This window comes from Paenarthrobacter sp. UW852 (assembly GCF_024608385.1).
Classification (GTDB): Bacteria; Actinomycetota; Actinomycetes; order Actinomycetales; family Micrococcaceae; genus Arthrobacter.
In genome coordinates this window covers 281,051-298,436 of sequence record NZ_JAMSGY010000006.1, presented here as the reverse complement: position 1 = coordinate 298,436, position 17,386 = coordinate 281,051, and the positions used below count along the sequence as shown (strand labels likewise).

Here is a 17,386-nt window from a genome sequence, read left to right as displayed (position 1 = left end):
CGGACAACCATTAAGGTCGAGACCCCCCAACCCACCACGGGTCGGGGGGTCTCCCGCATTTAACCACCAAACACCCCAGCGCCAGCCGCGAAGGTTGTCCGAGCCGGCACCAGGGGGTGAGGGTTAGCCGGAGAAGAACTCCGACAACTCCGAGATCAGCTTGTCCGGCGCTTTGTTGGGGCCATCGTGCCCGAAGCCGGCGAGTATGGTGTAACTCGACCCTGACAGGACGTCGTGGATTTGGCCGCAGGCAACACCGAAGTAGGCAGGGCTCTTTTCGCCCACTACGATCAGCGTTTCCAAGGGGAGTTCCAGGAACGGCTCAGCTGGCATGTCCGCAGCGATGACGGCTTTGATTTCCCGCACGCCGCTGGTCATGAGCTCGCGCATCTGTTTGCCCATGGGCGTGCCTGCTGTCAGCTTGTTGGCCAGGGTCAGCATGGACAGGGGCATGCGCCCGAGGGCGCCTTCCGTTTCCACTCCCTTGATCAGTACGGCGAGGGCTCGATCGTAGTCCCCGGCCGCAGCTGCGCGTTCATATTCCGGTGCCCATTCGGCCTTGACGCTGTGGTTGACGGAAACGGCCGGGTCATAGACAGCCAACCTCTCCACCGGAAGCGTCCGCGCTGCGTGGAGTGCTACGGCTCCACCGAAGCTGTGTCCAAAGACGTCCGTGCTGGAGGTGTGTTTCATGACCGCCTCCAGGTCCCGGATGTCGGCTTCCAATGTGTAGTCTTCGGCTTGCGGTGACGAGTCACCGCGTCCGCGGCGGTTGAACGTGTGCACGGGCCTGCCCAGGGCTTCGCTCAATTTCTGGGCAAACCGGGTGTAATCGGAAGCGGTAACCATGGAGGCCGGAACAACTACCACGCCGGATCCTGCCGAAGTCAGCTCACCACCGGTGGTGAGTACTTCGAGGTGTCCGCCGTCTGGGGTCATGATGATGTCGCGCGTCATGAATTGAGCCTAACCGAGCCACCTGAAAGCAGGCACTATGCCTGTCCGTGTGTGGGAAACCGTCAGCGCGTGTAGTACTCGGAGATATCCGACACAAGTTCCTTGACGGCTGCCGGAACGGACCCGTGGAATCCTTTCGGGGAGACTTCCAAAGTGCTGCCCGGCACCGCCCTGTTCAAGCGTGACGCAGCGACCTTGTAGAACTTCGGACTCTTCTTTCCCACCATGAAGTGAGTCGTGGATGGCAACACGGAGAAGTCCCGGGGTGTGTCGGCGGCTTCGAACGCTGCCTTCAGTTCGCCGACGCCTGTTGGCATGAGGTCACGGAACAGCTGGTTGACTTTGGTGTGCGAGACGATGGCCATCAACCCCGCCAGGACTGGCTCAGGAACCTTCGCAAGGGCGGTTCCCTGGTTCATTCCACGCTTCATCCGGGCCAGCGCCCGGCCTACTTCGCCTTTGTTGACGGCATCAGCGAATCCTTCCAGCCAGTCCGTGTCCATGCTCCCGTCGATATTCACGGCGGCGTCATAGACCGCCAGTTTGTCCGGTTCGTGACGGGTGCCGGCGAAGGCCTGTGCAGCGTTGAGGGCAACGGATCCGCCCAGGCTGTGGCCAAGGATATTGCGCGCGCCAGTAGCGTCCATGATGGTGCGGACATCGGCAATTTCGGTGGCCATGGAGTAGCCGTGCGGTTGCTCTGTCGACTTGCCCCGGCCGCGTCGGTCGTAGACGTCCACGGCCCAGCCAGGACCGAGTCCTTTGGCCAGGGCGATCGAAAAGGGCCGGTAGATCAGGGCTGTGAGGAACGCTCCGCCGATAACAATCACCCGGCGTTCACCGGGCGCGTCTTCCGCGCCGTACGTGTACAAGGCGAGTTCACCGCCGTCGTGCGTCCTGATGCTCTGTTCCCTCACCGAAACATCCTAGGGCGCGACAGTGCGCTGACCGACATCATGGGTTGCCGCCAGGAACCGGGCGACGCGGGCGGCGAGCCGACGGCCCGGACGCAGGGGACCTTCGTGGAATTGCAGCGGGACTATGGCGAACTCGATCGCCGGCACGGCGCCACTGAGCATGCGCCCAGTCTCGGCGAAGTACGCGGGGCTCCAGCCGCCGCTGAGCATGAGCGTCGGGGTAGAGAACTTCAGGAAGTCGTCAAGGTGGGCATCGGCGTCCAGTACCGCGCGCATCTCGGTAACAGCAGTGGGCAGCAGGGTACGCATTTCCAGCCCCAAGCGGGTTCGCGCGGACAATACGCTGAGCGTCCGCAGCGCCCCCATGGGCAGGTACGAGATGGGCCCGGCCGTTCCAAGGCCCTGCACCAGGTGCGCCCAGGCTTGATCCAGCTGCCCGGCCGTTACTGCTTCCTCGAGCTCTGGCCGCCATCTGCTGCTGAGGTTGCCGGACAGGGACACTGCGGCGTCGTAGGTCACCAGGCGATGGATCCTGAAGCGCCGGGCGGCTTGCAGCGCCACGAATCCGCCATAGCTGTGCGCTACAACATCGTCGGAACCGCTCTTCTCCATGACCGCCTGGAGGTCCGCTATCTCCGTCTCCACCGAATAGTCCGGTGGTTGTGGAGCGGAATGCCCGCGGCCGCGACGGTTGTAGACGTGGACAGGGCGCCCGAGCATCACGCTAAGAGTCCGCGCGAACGGCCAGTAAAGGGAATCGGTCACCAAAGTGCCATGGACAAGTACGACGCCGGCTGGTTCAGCAGGTGCCTTCGACCCCGGAATCGCCGCAGCCGACGCTGGCCGGAAGGTGTGCACCTCAAGCTGCCCACCGCCGTCGTTCGTTTCAACCGTCCATGTCTCCACAGCCTGAGTCTATTCGTTGGGCGGATCCCAGGACCCGGAAGTGAAGAGCCGTAATCAACGGTAAACTTAAGGACTGTGACTTCCGCAAACACCCCAGCCCCGAACACCTCCGCAGAACCCATCGATGCCAGCGAGCAAATGCGCATCCGCATGGAGAAGCGCGCCAAGCTGATCGAGCGCGGCACGGAGGCCTATCCGGTGGGGGTTGAGCGAACCCACTCCCTCAGCGAAATCCGCGAAAAATATGCGCACCTCCAGGCCGACGAGACCACGGGCGACACCGTGGGCGTCACCGGTCGTGTCGTGTTCATCCGCAACACCGGCAAGTTGTGCTTCGCCACGATCCAGGAAGGCGGCGTGGACGGCAAGGGCGTCCGGCTGCAGGCAATGCTCAGCCTGGCCAACGTCGGCGAGGAAGCGCTTGCGGACTGGAAGGCCCTGGTTGACCTGGGCGACCACGTCTTCATCAAGGGTGAGGTTATTTCCTCACGCCGCGGCGAACTTTCCGTGATGGCAGATTCCTGGTCGATGGCCTCAAAGGCGCTGCGACCGCTCCCGGTCCTGCACGCGGAACTCAACGAGGAAACCCGCGTTCGCCAACGCTACGTGGACCTCATGGTGCGCGATGAAGCCCGCGAAATGGTCTACAAGAGGGCCGCCATCACCCGCTCGGTCCGGGACACGCTGGACGGTCACGGCTATGTGGAGGTGGAGACCCCCATCCTGCAGCTGGTCCATGGCGGCGCCACAGCCCGTCCGTTCGAAACGCACATGAACGCGTTCGACCAGAAGATGACCCTGCGCATTGCCACCGAGCTGTTCCTGAAGCGGGCCGTCGTTGGCGGCATTGACCGCGTCTACGACATGGGGCGCGTCTTCCGCAACGAAGGCGTGGACTCCACCCACAGCCCCGAATTCACCACGCTTGAATGCTACGAGGCCTGGGCAGACCAGTTCGTCATGGCCGAGCGCATGAAGGAAATCATCCTCAACGTCGCCGACGTCGTTGGCACGCGCACCATCCAGACCGACGCCGGCGAGATCAACCTCGACGGCGAATGGGCTTGGATTTCGGTGTACCCGGGTCTCTCCGAAGCAGTGGGCGTTGAAATTACGCCGGACACCACTGTGGATGAGCTGCTTGCCATCGCAGCAAAGCACGAGGTCAAGGTGGACCCCAAATGGGACGCCGAGAAGATCGTGGTTGAGTTGTTCGGCGAGATCGTCGAACCCACCCTGCTGAACCCCACGTTCGTCTACGACTACCCGCCTTCCGCGCAGCCGCTGGCCCGCCCGCACCGCGAAGACGGCCGGCTCATCGAGGCCTGGGACTTGATCATTGGCGGCATGGAACGCGGAACGGCATTCTCGGAACTCATTGACCCTGTCATCCAGCGTGAGCGGCTGACGGAGCAGTCACGGCGTTCGGCGGCAGGCGATGACGAAGCCATGCAACTGGACGAGGACTTCCTCCGCGCCCTCGAATACGGTGCCCCGCCCATGGGTGGCATCGGACTCGGTATTGACCGCCTGGTGATGCTGTTCACCGGTGCCGGCATCCGCGAGACCATCCTGTTCCCCCTGTTGAAGCCCGAAGGACACTGATCATGGAGTACATCGCAGTCCTGGCGCCGTCGGTTGTTGTTGGGTTGATCTTTTGGTTTGCCATGAAGTCAATCTTCAATGCGGACAAATCGGAGCGTCAGGCGGAAGCCCGCGCCCAAGCGGAAGCGAATTCGAAGAATATTGGCCCGGCATCCGAAGGCCCTGCCACGAAATAGCCCGCTAAATGGGTTCCCTTCATGGATGAATCCATTTGTGCTTTGACGTGCGTGCTTGCGGTGAACGATAATCAACAAAGGAATCCGGGGAATTTCTGATTATCCAACCCTCCAAAAGAGAGGCAACTCATGGCACAGAAAGTAAAAATCATCCTCGTCGATGACCTGGATGAAGGGGCCGCGGATGAAACTGTCCGCTTCGGCCTTGATGGCGTCAGTTACGAGATGGACTTGTCCACCGCAAACGCTGCTTCGCTTCGGAAGGCCCTGGAACCGTACGTGGCCAAGGCCAGGAAGACGTCGTCCGGCCGCGCCACCCGCGGGCGTGCAACAGCGGCACGCAGCCAGGATTCCGCACAGATCAGGCAGTGGGCCCGTGATAACGGTTACACGGTGAACAGTCGCGGACGTATTCAGGCTGAAATTCAGGAAGCGTACCAAAAGGCCAATTCCTGATTCATCGCTTCAACGCCCCGGCAGCTACTGCCGGGGCATTGATGTTTTAAGAGGCAGTATGTGCAAGTGCCGGGCACTCCGAACCATGGAATATTCTGTGAATCACCAGCCGGCCGAGTGACCGGGGATTTGAGCGGCTAATCGGCTGGCAACGCGATGCCTGATACTGCTAATGAATACCTTGCGGCCCTGGTGGCAGGCAGGATCTGGAAGCGGTTTGGCAGCATCCCACCGCAGGACGCCCCGGGTCAAGGGGGAAGGGCCTGTTTTATTCCGCAACCCCGTCATGTTTCCCCTGTGGCGAACACGCCCCAAAAGTGTTGCTCCGGCACGTAGCATCAAAGTACGTCGTAGCTAGGAGTGTGGCGAAATGTTTGAGAGATTTACGGACCGTGCCCGTCGCGTGGTCGTCCTTGCCCAAGAAGAGGCAAGGATGCTCAACCACAATTACATCGGTACCGAGCACATCCTCTTGGGTCTGATCCACGAGGGTGAAGGCGTCGCAGCCAAAGCGCTCGAGTCCCTGAGCATTTCGCTCGATGGTGTTCGCGAGCAGGTGCAGGAGATCATCGGTCAGGGCCAGCAGGCCCCATCCGGTCACATCCCCTTCACGCCGCGTGCCAAGAAGGTGCTTGAGCTCTCGCTCCGCGAAGCACTGCAGCTCGGCCACAACTACATCGGTACTGAGCACATCCTGCTCGGCCTCATTCGCGAAGGCGAAGGCGTGGCCGCACAGGTGCTGGTGAAGCTCGGCGCAGACCTCAACAGGGTCCGCCAGCAGGTCATCCAGCTGCTCTCCGGCTACCAGGGCAAGGAAACCGCCGGCAGCGGTTCCGGCCAGGGCCAGCCGGAAGGTACCCCCGCCGGTTCGGTGGTGCTTGACCAGTTCGGACGCAACCTGACCCAGGCTGCCCGCGAGAACAAGCTCGATCCCGTGATCGGCCGCGAGCAGGAGATGGAACGCGTCATGCAGGTCCTCTCCCGCCGTACCAAGAACAACCCGGTCCTGATCGGTGAGCCCGGCGTTGGTAAGACCGCCGTCGTCGAAGGCCTCGCCCAGGCGATCGTCCGAGGCGATGTCCCCGAAACCATCAAGGACAAGCAGCTGTACACGCTTGACCTCGGTTCGCTGGTTGCCGGTTCCCGCTACCGCGGTGACTTCGAAGAGCGCCTGAAGAAGGTCCTCAAGGAAATCCGCACCCGCGGCGACATCATCCTCTTCATTGACGAGATCCACACCCTCGTCGGAGCAGGTGCTGCTGAAGGCGCCATTGATGCTGCGTCCATCCTCAAGCCCATGCTTGCCCGTGGTGAACTCCAGACCATCGGTGCCACCACGCTGGACGAGTACCGCAAGCACATCGAGAAGGACGCCGCCCTCGAGCGTCGTTTCCAGCCGATCCAGGTCAAGGAACCTTCCGTTGCACACGCGATCGAGATCCTCAAGGGCCTTCGCGACCGGTACGAGGCACACCACCGCGTAACGATCACCGACGGCGCCCTGGCGTCCGCCGCGCAGCTGGCCGAACGCTACATCTCGGACCGCTTCCTGCCGGACAAGGCGATTGACCTCATCGATGAAGCCGGTGCCCGCCTGCGCATCCGCCGCATGACCGCTCCGCCGGAGCTCAAGGCCATGGACGAGCGCATTGCAGACGTGAAGATGGAGAAGGAATCCGCCATCGACGCCCAGGACTTCGAGGGTGCTGCCTCACTGCGCGACAAGGAGCAGAAGCTCATTGCCGAACGCGCGGAGAAGGAGCGCAACTGGAAGTCCGGCGGCATGGATGACATCTCCGAGGTTGACGAGGACCTGATCGCCGAAGTTCTTGCGAACTCCACCGGCATTCCGGTCTTCAAGCTCACCGAGGAAGAGTCCTCGCGCCTGCTCAAGATGGAAGACGAGCTTCACAAGCGCGTTGTGGGCCAGGACGAGGCCATCAAGGCCCTGTCGCAGGCTATCCGCCGTACCCGTGCAGGCCTCAAGGACCCCAAGCGTCCCGGTGGCTCGTTCATCTTCGCCGGCCCCACGGGCGTCGGAAAGACCGAGCTCGCCAAGGCACTTGCCGAGTTCCTGTTCGGTGAAGAAGACGCGCTCATCACGCTGGACATGTCCGAGTACTCCGAGAAGCACACGGTTTCGCGTCTCTTCGGTGCACCTCCGGGCTACGTCGGCTACGAAGAGGGTGGCCAGCTGACCGAGAAGGTCCGCAGGCGTCCGTTCTCCGTGGTCCTGTTCGATGAAGTTGAGAAGGCCCACGCGGACCTGTTCAACTCGCTCCTGCAGATTCTGGAAGACGGCCGTTTGACCGACTCCCAGGGCCGCGTGGTGGACTTCAAGAACACCGTGATCATCATGACCACCAACCTTGGTACCCGCGACATCTCCAAGAGCGTGGCCACGGGCTTCCAGTCCGGCACGGACACCCAGACCGGCTACAACCGGATGCGCGCCCGGGTTACGGAAGAGCTGAAGCAGCACTTCCGCCCCGAGTTCCTCAACCGTGTTGACGACGTCGTGGTGTTCCCGCAGCTGACGCAGGACGAGATCATCGAGATCGTGGACCTGTTCGTGACCCGCCTGGAGCGCCGCCTCAAGGACAAGGACATGGGCATCGAGCTCACGCCCGCCGCCAAGGTTCTCCTGGCCACGCGTGGTTACGATCCCGCGATGGGTGCCCGGCCGCTGCGCCGCACCATCCAGCGCGAAATCGAGGACCAGCTGTCCGAGAAGATCCTGTTCGGCGACATCCACCCCGGCGACATCGTTGTGGTTGACGTCGAGGGCGAAGGCGACGACGCGAAGTTCACGTTTGAAGGCAACGCCAAGCCGCGCATTCCGGAGATCGCTCCGACCGCGTAAGGCAGAGGCAACGACGCAAAGGACCCCGTCCATTCCGAAAGGAGTGGGCGGGGTTCTGTTGTCCGCCGTCCTCCGGGTTTTTGCACACATGTTGGCCCTAAGGTGGGTTTCAGGCTCATTCGATGGAAAAGACTCCAGGGGGACAAACATGCGCGTACTCATGGTGGCGCCAGGCACGCGAGGAGACGTGGTTCCGATGGCCGGCCTCGGGCATCGCCTGCAGGGCGTAGGCTACGAGGTCGCCATAGCCGCCAACCCGGCCTACGCGCCTTTGGTGGTGGAATCAGGGTGCGAGTTCAGGCCACTGCCGGGAAACCTTGCTGAGCTGATCAAACATCCCGCGCCTGGTGCCAAGGCATCAGCCGGAAATGTGGTCTCCTTCTGGAAGAAGCTCGGCGAGTACATGGACAATGCGGCGACAGGGACGTTGGCTGCAGCGGAGGCCGGCGCGGACGTGATCCTGGCCAATTCGGTGGCGCCGTACGCCTACGACGTCGCTGAGGCCCTCGGCATTCCGGCGATCGGTGCCCATCTGCAGCCCACTGAGCCAAGCGCGGCCTACCCTCCTGTCCTGATGAACTCGGCCCGGAGCCTCGGCCCCATGGGAAACAGGATCATAGGGGAGCGTGCTTCTGCTGGGCCAGCTCCATATGACGGTCCCAGCGCCCGCTTGCGCAGGGAACTGGGCCTGCGCAAGGAAAGCCGCGCGGCCGGGGAGCGTCGCCGAAGGAAAGCTCACGCAACAGTGCTTTACGGCATCAGCCCATCGGTACTGCCCAGGCCGGACGATTGGCACCCGGGCTTGGTGATGGCAGGGTACTGGTGGCCGGCTGAAAACCCTGGCTGGCAACCAGCCGCGTATCTCGTGGACTTCCTTGCAGATGGCCCGCCTCCGGTCTTCGTGGGATTCGGCAGCAGCGCCGACATCGATCCTGGCTTTATTCTGGACGCTACCCGTCGTGCCGGCGCAAGGGCCGTCGTCCAAGGCGTTGAGGGTTACCTGGGGGATGACGCAATCGGCGTCGGGAGTGTTCCGCATGAGTGGCTTTTTCCCCGTATGTCGGTTGTGGTTCACCATGCGGGCGCTGGAACCACCGCTGCCGGTCTGCGGGCTGGTGTTCCCACTGTGGGTGTTCCTGTGTACACGGACCAACCGTTGTGGGCTTCGCGCGTGGCATCCCTCGGTGCCGGCCCCCAGCCGATTCCGTATAAGAAGTTGACTCCGGACCGCCTTGGTGAGGCAATAAGGGAAGCCAGCAGCACGCCGTCGTACGCCCACCATGCCAAGAGCGTGGCCACGGCCCTATCGACAGAAGACGGAACTGTCCCGGTGATCGAAGCCCTGCGGAGGCGCGAGCTCGGACGATAGTCGGGCCGATTGCGTGAGAGCCCGCTCCTGCGTTATGGAAACCCGACGGCGGCTATTTCCTCAGCGTGCCATTCATCAGTGGCAGTCCGAACTATTCCCCTGATTGAAAGATGACGCCCGGGCGGTTTCTCCGCGCCGTAAGTACTGGCACGTCGGCGGGCACTCGGCCTCATACCTGCTGACAGCAAGCCAAAATGATATGACAGAAATCGACACGCAGTTGACTAAAAAAGCGGTAGTTAGCTTTGATTTGACTAACAAGTGGAGTATCGTCAGCGAGGGAACCAACATCGTCCACTCACCTGGAGTGATGACGACGGGAACCCACCGCAACGACGCGTATCTGATTGGGGACAAAAAATTTCAAGTCAATCCTCGGGCGCAAAGCGCCTACGTGAAAATCTCTGTCTTGCCCGACCTCTGAGGATACTGGAGGCCCACAGCCCTCTGGCTGCACTCCTGGCGGAGGAGGCGGCGGACCGCGGCTCCGAGTTTGATGGATTCTGGTCAAGTTCCCTGAGTGATTCAACGCTTCAGGGCATGCCAGACATGGAGATTCTGAGTGTCAGTGAGCGTATCGATACGGTTAGGCCAATTCTGGCTGTGACGGACAAGCCGCTCATTATGGACGGCGATACCGGAGGGCACAATCATCACTTTGCCCACATCGTACGCAAGATGGAGCGGGCTGGAGTCGCCGCCGTAATCGTCGAAGATAAAACAGGTGTGAAGCGCAACTCCCTGCTAGGTACACATGTTCCTCAGCAACTCGCCGACCCGGAAGAGTTCGGAGCGAAGATCCGGCAGGGTAAGAGGGCCCAGCGAGACTCGGCTTTTATGATTATCGCGAGGCTGGAGGGCCTGGTGTTGGACTCCCCAATGCGGGACGTATTGGAGAGGGCCGACAGCTACGTAGAGGCGGGCGCAGACGCTATTATGATCCACAGCAGGGCCGCGGACTCGGGCCAAGTTGTTGCGTTCGCGAAGGATTTCCGGGGGAAACATCCCGATGTGCCCCTCGTTTGTGTCCCCACTACGTATGGAGACACGCCACTTTCCGAACTCGAAGCGGCCGGCTTTTCTGTCGTCATCTACGCGAATCACATGCTCCGTGCGTCAGCCAAGGCCATGAAGGAGGTTGCCAAGGCAATCCTTGAGGACGGGACGACAACTCGCGCGGAGACGCATTGCCTGGATTTGCAGCTCGTGTTGAACAATGCCGATGTCAATGGGTAATTCACGGGGAAGCGAATCCTGGGGTTTTGGGCTCAGGTTGGGAGGTGCTCGCGTTGTCTAACCGTGATCGTCCTATGATTATCGGCGCTTACCTCGCGTATGGTACTGGCCACCACGCTGCTTCCTGGCGTCATCCAGATACCCCCGTGGATGGGGCGCTGGATATCCGCCATTACGCTGCCATGGCACAGTGCGCGGAACGTGGACTATTGGACTTCATCTTTCTTTCAGACACTCCATCGGTTTTCAATGACGACAAAGAAGGGTTCGGTGGACGCGTTGTCGGGCTCGAACCCATTACATTACTGTCAGCTCTGGCCATGGTTACGACTGATATAGGGCTCGTCGCGACCGCTTCGACTACCTATAACAGCCCATACAACGTTGCGCGCCAGTTCGCTTCTTTGGACCACATCAGTCAAGGGCGCGCCGGATGGAACGTGGTGACCACTTCAAAAAGCCAAGCTGCTGGAAACTTTGGACTTTCGGCACATCCCGCACATGACATCCGATATGACATTGCTGATGAATTTGTAGAAATTGCCAAGCAGCTTTGGCAGACGTGGCCGGATGAAGCGTTAATACGTAACAAAGATTCCGGAAAATTCTACGATCCACTGAAGCGCAAGTTTACGAGCTTCAAAGGTGAGCATCTTTCCCTGCACGGAGAGCTGAATGTTGCCGAGTCACCTCAACGATTCCCATTAATCATCCAGTCCGGAACGTCTGATCGTGGTATCGACCTGGCTGCGAGGACCGCGGAAGTCATCTTTACCGCCCAGACACAGATATCCAGTTCTATTGATTTTTCAAGGCGAGTCAAACAAAAGCTTTCGCACTACGGCCGTCCAGCGGATGCAATTCGTATACTTCCGGGCATTTCACCGTACGCTGCTCGAACAAAACGCGAGGCCAAAAGCAAATACGACGCGCTCCAGCAGCTGATACACCCCAAGCTGGGACTCAGTATGCTCGCTGACCTCCTGGGAGGATTTGACCTCACTGGTTATGATCTCGACGGCCCACTACCCGAGCTCCCTGACTCCAACGGGAACAAGAGCCGAAGGCGGTTGATCGAGAAAATGGCCCGGCAAGAATCCCTAAGCATTCGTCAGTTGTATCAACGGCTGACTGCCTCGCGGGGTCACGTGGCAGTTGTGGGGACTTATGAAGAAGTGGCAGAAGTCCTGATTGAGTGGTTCGAATCGGGTGCCTGCGACGGGTTCAACCTCATGCCACCTACTTATCCGAATGATCTCAATTCGTTTGTCGAAGAAGTCATTCCAATTTTGCAAGAACGCGGGGTGTATAAGTCCGCATACGGTTCTGGCCCCTTGCGGTCAAAGCTATTTCAGGCCCAATAGCGAAAACCCGATGAAGGCATCCCTGCGTAATCAAGTCCGAGTCTACGTTAATTCAGCACAAGCATAGGATCCAACATGAATCAGAACATCATCCTTGAGGACACCACCCTGCGCGATGGCGAGCAGGCTCCTGGGGTTGCCTTCGACCGGGCAACGAAACTTGCCATCTTCAACGCCCTGCTCGACACCGGAGTGAAGTGGCTGGAAGCCGGCATCCCTGCCATGGGGGGAAGCGACGTTCTTGCGATGCAGGAGATGTTGGAACGCAAGGACGAAGTCCACCTGATTGGTTGGAACCGAGGCGTACGCGAGGACGTCGAACGCACAATTTCTCTAGGGTTCGATCACGTGCACATCGGACTCCCGACGTCTCCCATCCACCTCAAGCACAGCGTGGGCAAGGACCGTACCTGGCTGCTCAAGACAGCGAGTGACATGGTCAAGCTGGCCAAGGACAGGGGCTGCTTTGTCTCCATTAGTGCAGAAGATATCGGGCGGACTCCGATCGAATACCTGCAGGAGTATGCGGTACATGTCCAGGAGGCGGGAGCGGATCGGCTTCGTTTATCAGACACCGTTGGAATTCTTGATAGTGCCCAGTATGCCGCCAGGGTTGCCGCCGTGTCCGCCGTCAGTCCAATAGACACCCAAACCCACTGTCACAATGATTTTGGCTTAGGGGTTGCTAACACCATCGCGGGACTAGATGCAGGTGCTCGCTATTTCCACACGACAGTCAATGCCATTGGGGAGCGGGCGGGCATGCCGGAGATGGCGCAAATGGTAATGGCCCTAAAGCAGTTCAGGAACGTTGACCTCGGAATCGACACGACTAAGCTGACATATCTTGCCGAAACCGTTGCCGATGGTTGTAGGCAGAGCCTCCTTCCATGGCAGCCCGTTGTGGGCAGCAACGTCTTCTCTCACGAGTCTGGAATCCATGCCAAGGGCATGCTCAACGATGTCAACACCTTCGAACCCATAATGCCGGAAACCGTCGGTGGAACGAGGCGGTATGTCTTGGGCAAGCACTCCGGGCGCACCATGATCATCGATGCTTTGCAGCAGCGTGGAATAGATGCTGATCCCGCAGTTCTTCCCGACGTTTTGGCAGCGCTCCGTGAAGCGTCCAACAACGTTGGTGGCGAAGTCTCGGCGTCGGACTTGGAGACCATTTACACGGGCATAGTCAACGGAAAACTCTCCTATGAGCACGCCTGAGCCGTTGGTTGAACGCATTATCGACCAGCATTCTGATGATGCAGTAACACCAGGTGCCCTGGTCAGCGTTCGTGTGGATCGCATTTACGTTCAGGATGGCAACTCGCCAACCCTCGCCAGGTTGTTTCACAAGCATGGTATTTCCAGCATCAGGGAGCCTGAGAAGGTTGCATTCGTTTTCGATCATTCGGTCTTGGCGCCTAATGCTGCTATTGCCGATCGAATGAAGGAGGCAGCAGGGTTCGCCAAGGAACTCGGAGTGCAGGTCATGCGACGTGGTGACGGCATTAGCCATGTCATAGCTCAGGAGGAAGGGTGGTTTCAACCCGGAACCATAGTTCTGGGCTCGGATTCGCATACCTGTGCTGGAGGCGCCAACCAGTCCCTTGCCCTCGGGATGGGTGTTACCGATATAGCGGCCGCAATGATTAGTGGCGAAACATGGCTAAAGGTACCTGAAACTGTATGGCTGAATGTGGTGGGAACGCCGCATCCTCTCGTCAGGCCGAAAGACGTTGTTCTCCATATTCTGGGGACGCTTGGCCAGGCTCCCTTCCTCTACAAGTCAGTGGAATGGATAGGTCCTTGGGCCGCGGCTCTGACGGAAGATGGCGCTGCGAGTGTCGCCAGCATGGGCGTCGAAATGGGAGCGAAATGCGTGTTCCTGCCTCCGCGGCGGGGTCGTAGTAGTAGTGTCCTGTCCCCGGTCTTTGCCCCGGACGAGGCGAATACCATCACCGTAGACATCACGGGACTGGATCCAGTCGTAGCGCTGCCTCACTCGCCCTCACAAGTTGCCTCCCTGAGCGACGTAGCCGGGCTATCCCTCGACTACGTCTTCATCGGCAGCTGCACCAACAGTCGTCTGGAAGACATCGAGGAAGCCGCGCGGATGCTGGACGGAAAAGCCGTGCATCCGGATGTGCACATGGTCGTAACGCCGGGGTCGCAGCGGATCATGGAAGATGCTCTTCGGCTGGGCCTTATTGGCATTCTTACCCGTGCCGGCGCCTTGGTTACACCTGCCGGATGCGGTCCCTGCGTGGGTGCGCAGGGACCAGTTCCGGCCAGTGGGGATCGGGTGCTCTCTACCATGAACAGGAACTTTAAGGGCCGAATGGGAAACGGTCAGGCTGAGATATTTCTATCCTCACCCTTGGTCGCCGCATCGTCAGCTCTTTTGGGACGTTTTCCGAGTATCGAGGAACTGAAGGCATGACAGAGATAAGAGGAAAAGCAAGATTTGTCAGAGGGCAGATTTCCACGGATGACATAATTCCTGCCAGGTATAAGCATATGTATACGGATCCTGCCGACATGGCTCCTCATGTCTTTGAGAACCGTTTCCCAGAGCTTGCATCATCCTTTGAGGAAGGCGACGTCCTCATCGGAACCGACGTCTTTGGGATCGGAAGCTCCCGTGAACAGGCTGTCAGTTCCCTGATGGCACTCGGTATCCGAGCAATTGTCTCACCTCGGTTCGGAAGAATATTCTTCAGGAATTGCTGGAATCTTGGAATTCCTGCAATTGAAGTTGATACAAGCCGTTTCATTGAAGGCAGGCCCGTCCGCCTGGATTTGACAGGTGGCTACGCAATGATCGACGAAAATCAGGGGATATCGTTTCCCCCTCCACCGCAACGCATGATAAGGATCTTGGAGAACGGTGGATTATTGAACACGGTGCTGAATGAGGCCGCCCACTCAAGAAATGGCATATGAAAATCGTGCTTGCGAATTCTGTGACGACGACAGTAGGGGCTAAGAAACCAATGGAACGTGTAAGCAAGTTTGATGGCTTGGCGGAGGACTACGAGCGGCACCGTCCCCGTTATCCGCAGCAGCTTCTCGAGTCGATATCAAGGACTCTTGTCTCAAACCATCCCGTGGTGGTGGACATTGGTGCCGGTACCGGGATCGTGCTTGATGGACTGCTGCCAGTTCTGCCGGCACCCCGTCTTGTCATCGGAGTGGACCCATCGCAAGACATGGTGGCGTTGGGTGCCTATAAGCATCCAGGGGCAACTTGGATTGTTGGTACTGCAGAAGATGTGCTGGAGGACAGCTCGGATGTTGATCTCATCGTGGCAGGTCAGTCCCTGCAATGGATGGACCGTCCCCGCGTGCTTCGGGCTGCGAACAGGGCCTTGTCCGCCGATGGAATCCTTGCGGTGCTGCAGAACAACAGGAACCATGAATCCAGCGGGTTTTTGTCTGCTTACGAGGATCTGCTTGAAGACCTGAGTCCCGGCTACCGGCGAGATTACAGATCGTTCGACTTTTCGGCAGAGATCCGAGCCGCTTTCCATGCCCAGCCAAGCTACGAAACATGGATTTGGTCTCAGAACCTGGGTTCTGAAGATTTCATCGGAATGTCTCGGTCCTCGACTCAGGCCCAACGGGCGATTGCCGCCAACGGTAGCGAGTTCCTGAAGAGATTGAATGCTCTAGTGACCGAGCATTCGGAGGGTGACATCCTCCGGATTGAATATCTCTCAGAGCTATACATGATCCGGAAAGATTCCTAATGTGATCACAGCCGGGTTGGAAATCCGCTCTGCGAAGCAACGCGATGCAGAACAGCTGTGGAAGTTGATTGTATCTACATTTTCGGTCTATGAGGACCAATTTGTGCCGTCCGTTCTTAGCAAAGGGAAGGGAGACCTAGTAGCTCGGTGCAACTCATGGTCGATCGGACTCGTAGGCGGCGAAATCGTAGCTGCTGTGCAACACGAGGTTGAACAGGATATCTACACTTTCAGCTATTTGGCTGTGAGGTCAGATATGAGACGCCTGGGCTATGGGACGCAGTTATACCGATATGTCGAGGATTGTTCGCGTTCCAAAGGCAGACAGATCATCTTAGTGGCGGTTCGACGCGCTATTGAGTCGAACGTGAAATTTGTTGAAAGTCTCGGCTTCCACTTCATTGGACCTTTTGGTTCGAGTGGAAGGCACGATATCTACGGAAATGAAATTGGTTCAGCCGCATGAATAAGGTGCTTTTGATTGGATATCGTCCAGGTCTGGAGAGGGCTATACGACGGTTAGGTTATGATCCGGTTATAGTCCTTCAAAAAATGAAGCCCGGGCTCGAAGGGCTGGATATAATTTTGGTTCGAAGCATAGAATCCCCGGAGGAAGTTCTGGGCGCAGTCCTTCGGCGGCACCCGGTTGGGGATTTTGCAGCGGCAGTAACAGGTCATGAGCAGGGGGTCTTCACCACCCTGGTGGCAAGGTTGGCTCTGAATCTTCCGGGCGACAAGGATCTTGGCCGGTCCTTGGTCTTCCGGGACAAGCACCTCCAAAAAATGCATCTTGGGGACAGCGTCGCGCACGCTGAAAGTGTGCCGATTGAGCTGACGGACACCTACCATTGTCTTTCTCGGCAGCTAGGGCAGCGATTTTTCGTAAAGCCCAGTTCGGGCTTTGGTTCCGACGGTGTAAAACTGGTCGAATCTGCCAGTGATTTTGAGGCTGCCTTGCCGGGAATTGCCTCAAGTTTTCAATATCTGGCTGAGAGTCGTGTAGTTGGTCCTGAGTTCCACGTTGATGGTGTGTGGTGGGATGATTCAGTCCTGTGGTTGAGTTTGGCCCGATATCTTGACTCGCCATACAAATGCAATGACGACGGCATCATGGCTGATCATATAGTTACAGAAGTGATGAATAGTGCGCTCTTTACTCATGCGGAGGAGCTCGTCGGCAATGCACTCAGCGCTCTTCAAGCACCAAACGGTGTTTTTCATCTTGAAGCCTTCATATCCGAGTGCGGTTTAGTTCTAGGTGAAATCGCAATCCGTCCACCGGGCGGCCATGTGCCGGAGATTATCAACTTGACTTATGGGGTTGATCTTTTTGAGGCCCATGTCCAGGCTGCGCTGGAACAAAGGCCATCCATAAATGCGCGCGTCGTTGATCCAAGTCCGGTATTTGGGTTTGTTTATCTGCGTCGCTTTCCTGGGTCGCAGCTGAGTATTGATTTCTATCGTCAAAATTTCCAGAATATTTGCCAAATCGAGCTGGCGGATTCTCCGACTGGGGGAGGAGCTTACAACCGTGATGGCTTCGCAATCGTTCAGGCCGCATCGGAATCGCATCTGCAGGCTGCGATGCTTGAGTTGGTTGAGGTAAACGGGGCCGATCGTGGCTGAGACTCGCCGTGCCTTGGTGCTCAGCCCTGCAAAGCCGTCGGTCTTGAGGGTATGTAAGGATGTTCCGGGCCTCGACCTCGTATTTCAAGATGTCACGAGTCCCGCAGAGCTGCGGAGTTTTGAGTCGGCTGCAGATGCTTTCGAGCGGCATGGCTGCTCGCA

17 protein-coding genes are annotated in these 17,386 nt (G+C 58.7%); 14 read left to right on the top strand and 3 right to left on the bottom strand.

Translation table 11 applies throughout. From position 1 onward, the window contains the following. Nucleotides 1-123 precede the first annotated feature (123 nt). From NEK97_RS13130 to NEK97_RS13120, 3 genes are all read right to left on the bottom strand, one after another. Entirely contained in the window at nucleotides 124-957 is an 834-nt protein-coding gene (locus tag NEK97_RS13130) for an alpha/beta fold hydrolase (RefSeq protein ID WP_257370329.1), read from the bottom strand. 62 nt (nucleotides 958-1,019) lie between these two features. Beyond that, a complete protein-coding gene (locus NEK97_RS13125) occupies nucleotides 1,020-1,874 on the bottom strand; it encodes an alpha/beta hydrolase (protein ID WP_257370328.1) in 855 nt (284 codons plus the stop codon). 9 nt (nucleotides 1,875-1,883) lie between these two features. After that, nucleotides 1,884-2,780: an alpha/beta fold hydrolase gene (locus NEK97_RS13120; protein WP_257370327.1), complete on the bottom strand. Its 897-nt coding sequence runs from the start codon at nucleotides 2,778-2,780 to the stop codon at nucleotides 1,884-1,886. Nucleotides 2,781-2,855: 75 nt separating this feature from the next. On the opposite strand from NEK97_RS13120, the gene lysS reads away from it, so the two are divergent. The 14 genes from lysS (at nucleotide 2,856) to NEK97_RS13055 (ending at nucleotide 17,224) form a co-directional block, all read left to right on the top strand. Continuing rightward, nucleotides 2,856-4,385: a lysine--tRNA ligase gene (lysS, locus tag NEK97_RS13115; protein ID WP_257370326.1), complete on the top strand. Its 1,530-nt coding sequence runs from the start codon at nucleotides 2,856-2,858 to the stop codon at nucleotides 4,383-4,385. 2 nt (nucleotides 4,386-4,387) lie between these two features. Then, nucleotides 4,388-4,561 (top strand): hypothetical protein, encoded by a 174-nt coding sequence (locus tag NEK97_RS13110; RefSeq protein WP_235520368.1) that lies wholly within the window; start codon nucleotides 4,388-4,390, stop codon nucleotides 4,559-4,561. A 129-nt stretch (nucleotides 4,562-4,690) separates the two neighbouring features. Next, nucleotides 4,691-5,017: an Lsr2 family protein gene (locus NEK97_RS13105; RefSeq protein WP_211711044.1), complete on the top strand. Its 327-nt coding sequence runs from the start codon at nucleotides 4,691-4,693 to the stop codon at nucleotides 5,015-5,017. A gap of 370 nt (nucleotides 5,018-5,387) precedes the next feature. Next, entirely contained in the window at nucleotides 5,388-7,880 is a 2,493-nt protein-coding gene (locus NEK97_RS13100; RefSeq protein WP_235520367.1) for an ATP-dependent Clp protease ATP-binding subunit, read from the top strand. Nucleotides 7,881-8,028: 148 nt separating this feature from the next. Continuing rightward, entirely contained in the window at nucleotides 8,029-9,249 is a 1,221-nt protein-coding gene (locus NEK97_RS13095) for a glycosyltransferase (protein ID WP_257370325.1), read from the top strand. Nucleotides 9,250-9,352: 103 nt separating this feature from the next. Further along, nucleotides 9,353-9,673 carry a hypothetical protein gene (locus NEK97_RS13090; protein WP_257370337.1) on the top strand — a complete coding sequence of 107 codons (321 nt, stop codon included), beginning with the start codon at nucleotides 9,353-9,355 and terminating at the stop codon, nucleotides 9,671-9,673. Next, nucleotides 9,610-10,485, top strand: a complete 876-nt coding sequence (gene aepX, locus NEK97_RS13085; RefSeq protein ID WP_257370336.1) for a phosphoenolpyruvate mutase — start codon at nucleotides 9,610-9,612, stop codon at nucleotides 10,483-10,485. The genes NEK97_RS13090 and aepX overlap by 64 nt, the downstream gene beginning before the upstream one ends. A 53-nt stretch (nucleotides 10,486-10,538) precedes the next feature. Continuing rightward, a complete protein-coding gene (locus tag NEK97_RS13080) occupies nucleotides 10,539-11,849 on the top strand; it encodes an LLM class flavin-dependent oxidoreductase (RefSeq protein ID WP_235520365.1) in 1,311 nt (436 codons plus the stop codon). A gap of 75 nt (nucleotides 11,850-11,924) precedes the next feature. Further along, nucleotides 11,925-13,070, top strand: a complete 1,146-nt coding sequence (locus tag NEK97_RS13075) for a hypothetical protein (RefSeq protein WP_257370324.1) — start codon at nucleotides 11,925-11,927, stop codon at nucleotides 13,068-13,070. Continuing rightward, nucleotides 13,057-14,289 (top strand): aconitase/3-isopropylmalate dehydratase large subunit family protein, encoded by a 1,233-nt coding sequence (locus NEK97_RS13070; RefSeq protein WP_235520363.1) that lies wholly within the window; start codon nucleotides 13,057-13,059, stop codon nucleotides 14,287-14,289. Before NEK97_RS13075 ends, NEK97_RS13070 begins: the two co-directional genes overlap by 14 nt. Continuing rightward, the gene (locus NEK97_RS13065; RefSeq protein ID WP_257370323.1) at nucleotides 14,286-14,792 is read left to right on the top strand and encodes a hypothetical protein; all 507 of its coding nucleotides are present in this window, start codon (nucleotides 14,286-14,288) and stop codon (nucleotides 14,790-14,792) included. Before NEK97_RS13070 ends, NEK97_RS13065 begins: the two co-directional genes overlap by 4 nt. Beyond that, a complete protein-coding gene (locus NEK97_RS13060) occupies nucleotides 14,789-15,598 on the top strand; it encodes a trans-aconitate 2-methyltransferase (RefSeq protein WP_257370322.1) in 810 nt (269 codons plus the stop codon). Before NEK97_RS13065 ends, NEK97_RS13060 begins: the two co-directional genes overlap by 4 nt. A gap of 1 nt (nucleotide 15,599) precedes the next feature. Next, nucleotides 15,600-16,064, top strand: a complete 465-nt coding sequence (locus NEK97_RS19965; protein ID WP_374111531.1) for a GNAT family N-acetyltransferase — start codon at nucleotides 15,600-15,602, stop codon at nucleotides 16,062-16,064. Continuing rightward, the gene (locus tag NEK97_RS13055; RefSeq protein WP_235520360.1) at nucleotides 16,061-17,224 is read left to right on the top strand and encodes an acetyl-CoA carboxylase biotin carboxylase subunit family protein; all 1,164 of its coding nucleotides are present in this window, start codon (nucleotides 16,061-16,063) and stop codon (nucleotides 17,222-17,224) included. Before NEK97_RS19965 ends, NEK97_RS13055 begins: the two co-directional genes overlap by 4 nt. Nucleotides 17,225-17,386: the final 162 nt, after the last annotated feature.

Bases quoted from the DNA above. Each gene is read 5' to 3' on its own strand.
- NEK97_RS13065 (WP_257370323.1), top strand. From the start codon at position 14,286: ATGACAGAGATAAGAGGAAAAGCAAGATTTGTCAGAGGGCAGATTTCC.
- NEK97_RS13055 (WP_235520360.1), top strand. From the start codon at position 16,061: ATGAATAAGGTGCTTTTGATTGGATATCGTCCAGGTCTGGAGAGGGCT.
- NEK97_RS13110 (WP_235520368.1), top strand. From the start codon at position 4,388: ATGGAGTACATCGCAGTCCTGGCGCCGTCGGTTGTTGTTGGGTTGATC.
- NEK97_RS13105 (WP_211711044.1), top strand. From the start codon at position 4,691: ATGGCACAGAAAGTAAAAATCATCCTCGTCGATGACCTGGATGAAGGG.
- NEK97_RS13130 (WP_257370329.1), bottom strand. From the start codon at position 957: ATGACGCGCGACATCATCATGACCCCAGACGGCGGACACCTCGAAGTA.
- NEK97_RS13070 (WP_235520363.1), top strand. From the start codon at position 13,057: ATGAGCACGCCTGAGCCGTTGGTTGAACGCATTATCGACCAGCATTCT.
- NEK97_RS13095 (WP_257370325.1), top strand. From the start codon at position 8,029: ATGCGCGTACTCATGGTGGCGCCAGGCACGCGAGGAGACGTGGTTCCG.
- NEK97_RS13100 (WP_235520367.1), top strand. From the start codon at position 5,388: ATGTTTGAGAGATTTACGGACCGTGCCCGTCGCGTGGTCGTCCTTGCC.
- NEK97_RS13075 (WP_257370324.1), top strand. From the start codon at position 11,925: ATGAATCAGAACATCATCCTTGAGGACACCACCCTGCGCGATGGCGAG.
- NEK97_RS13060 (WP_257370322.1), top strand. From the start codon at position 14,789: ATGAAAATCGTGCTTGCGAATTCTGTGACGACGACAGTAGGGGCTAAG.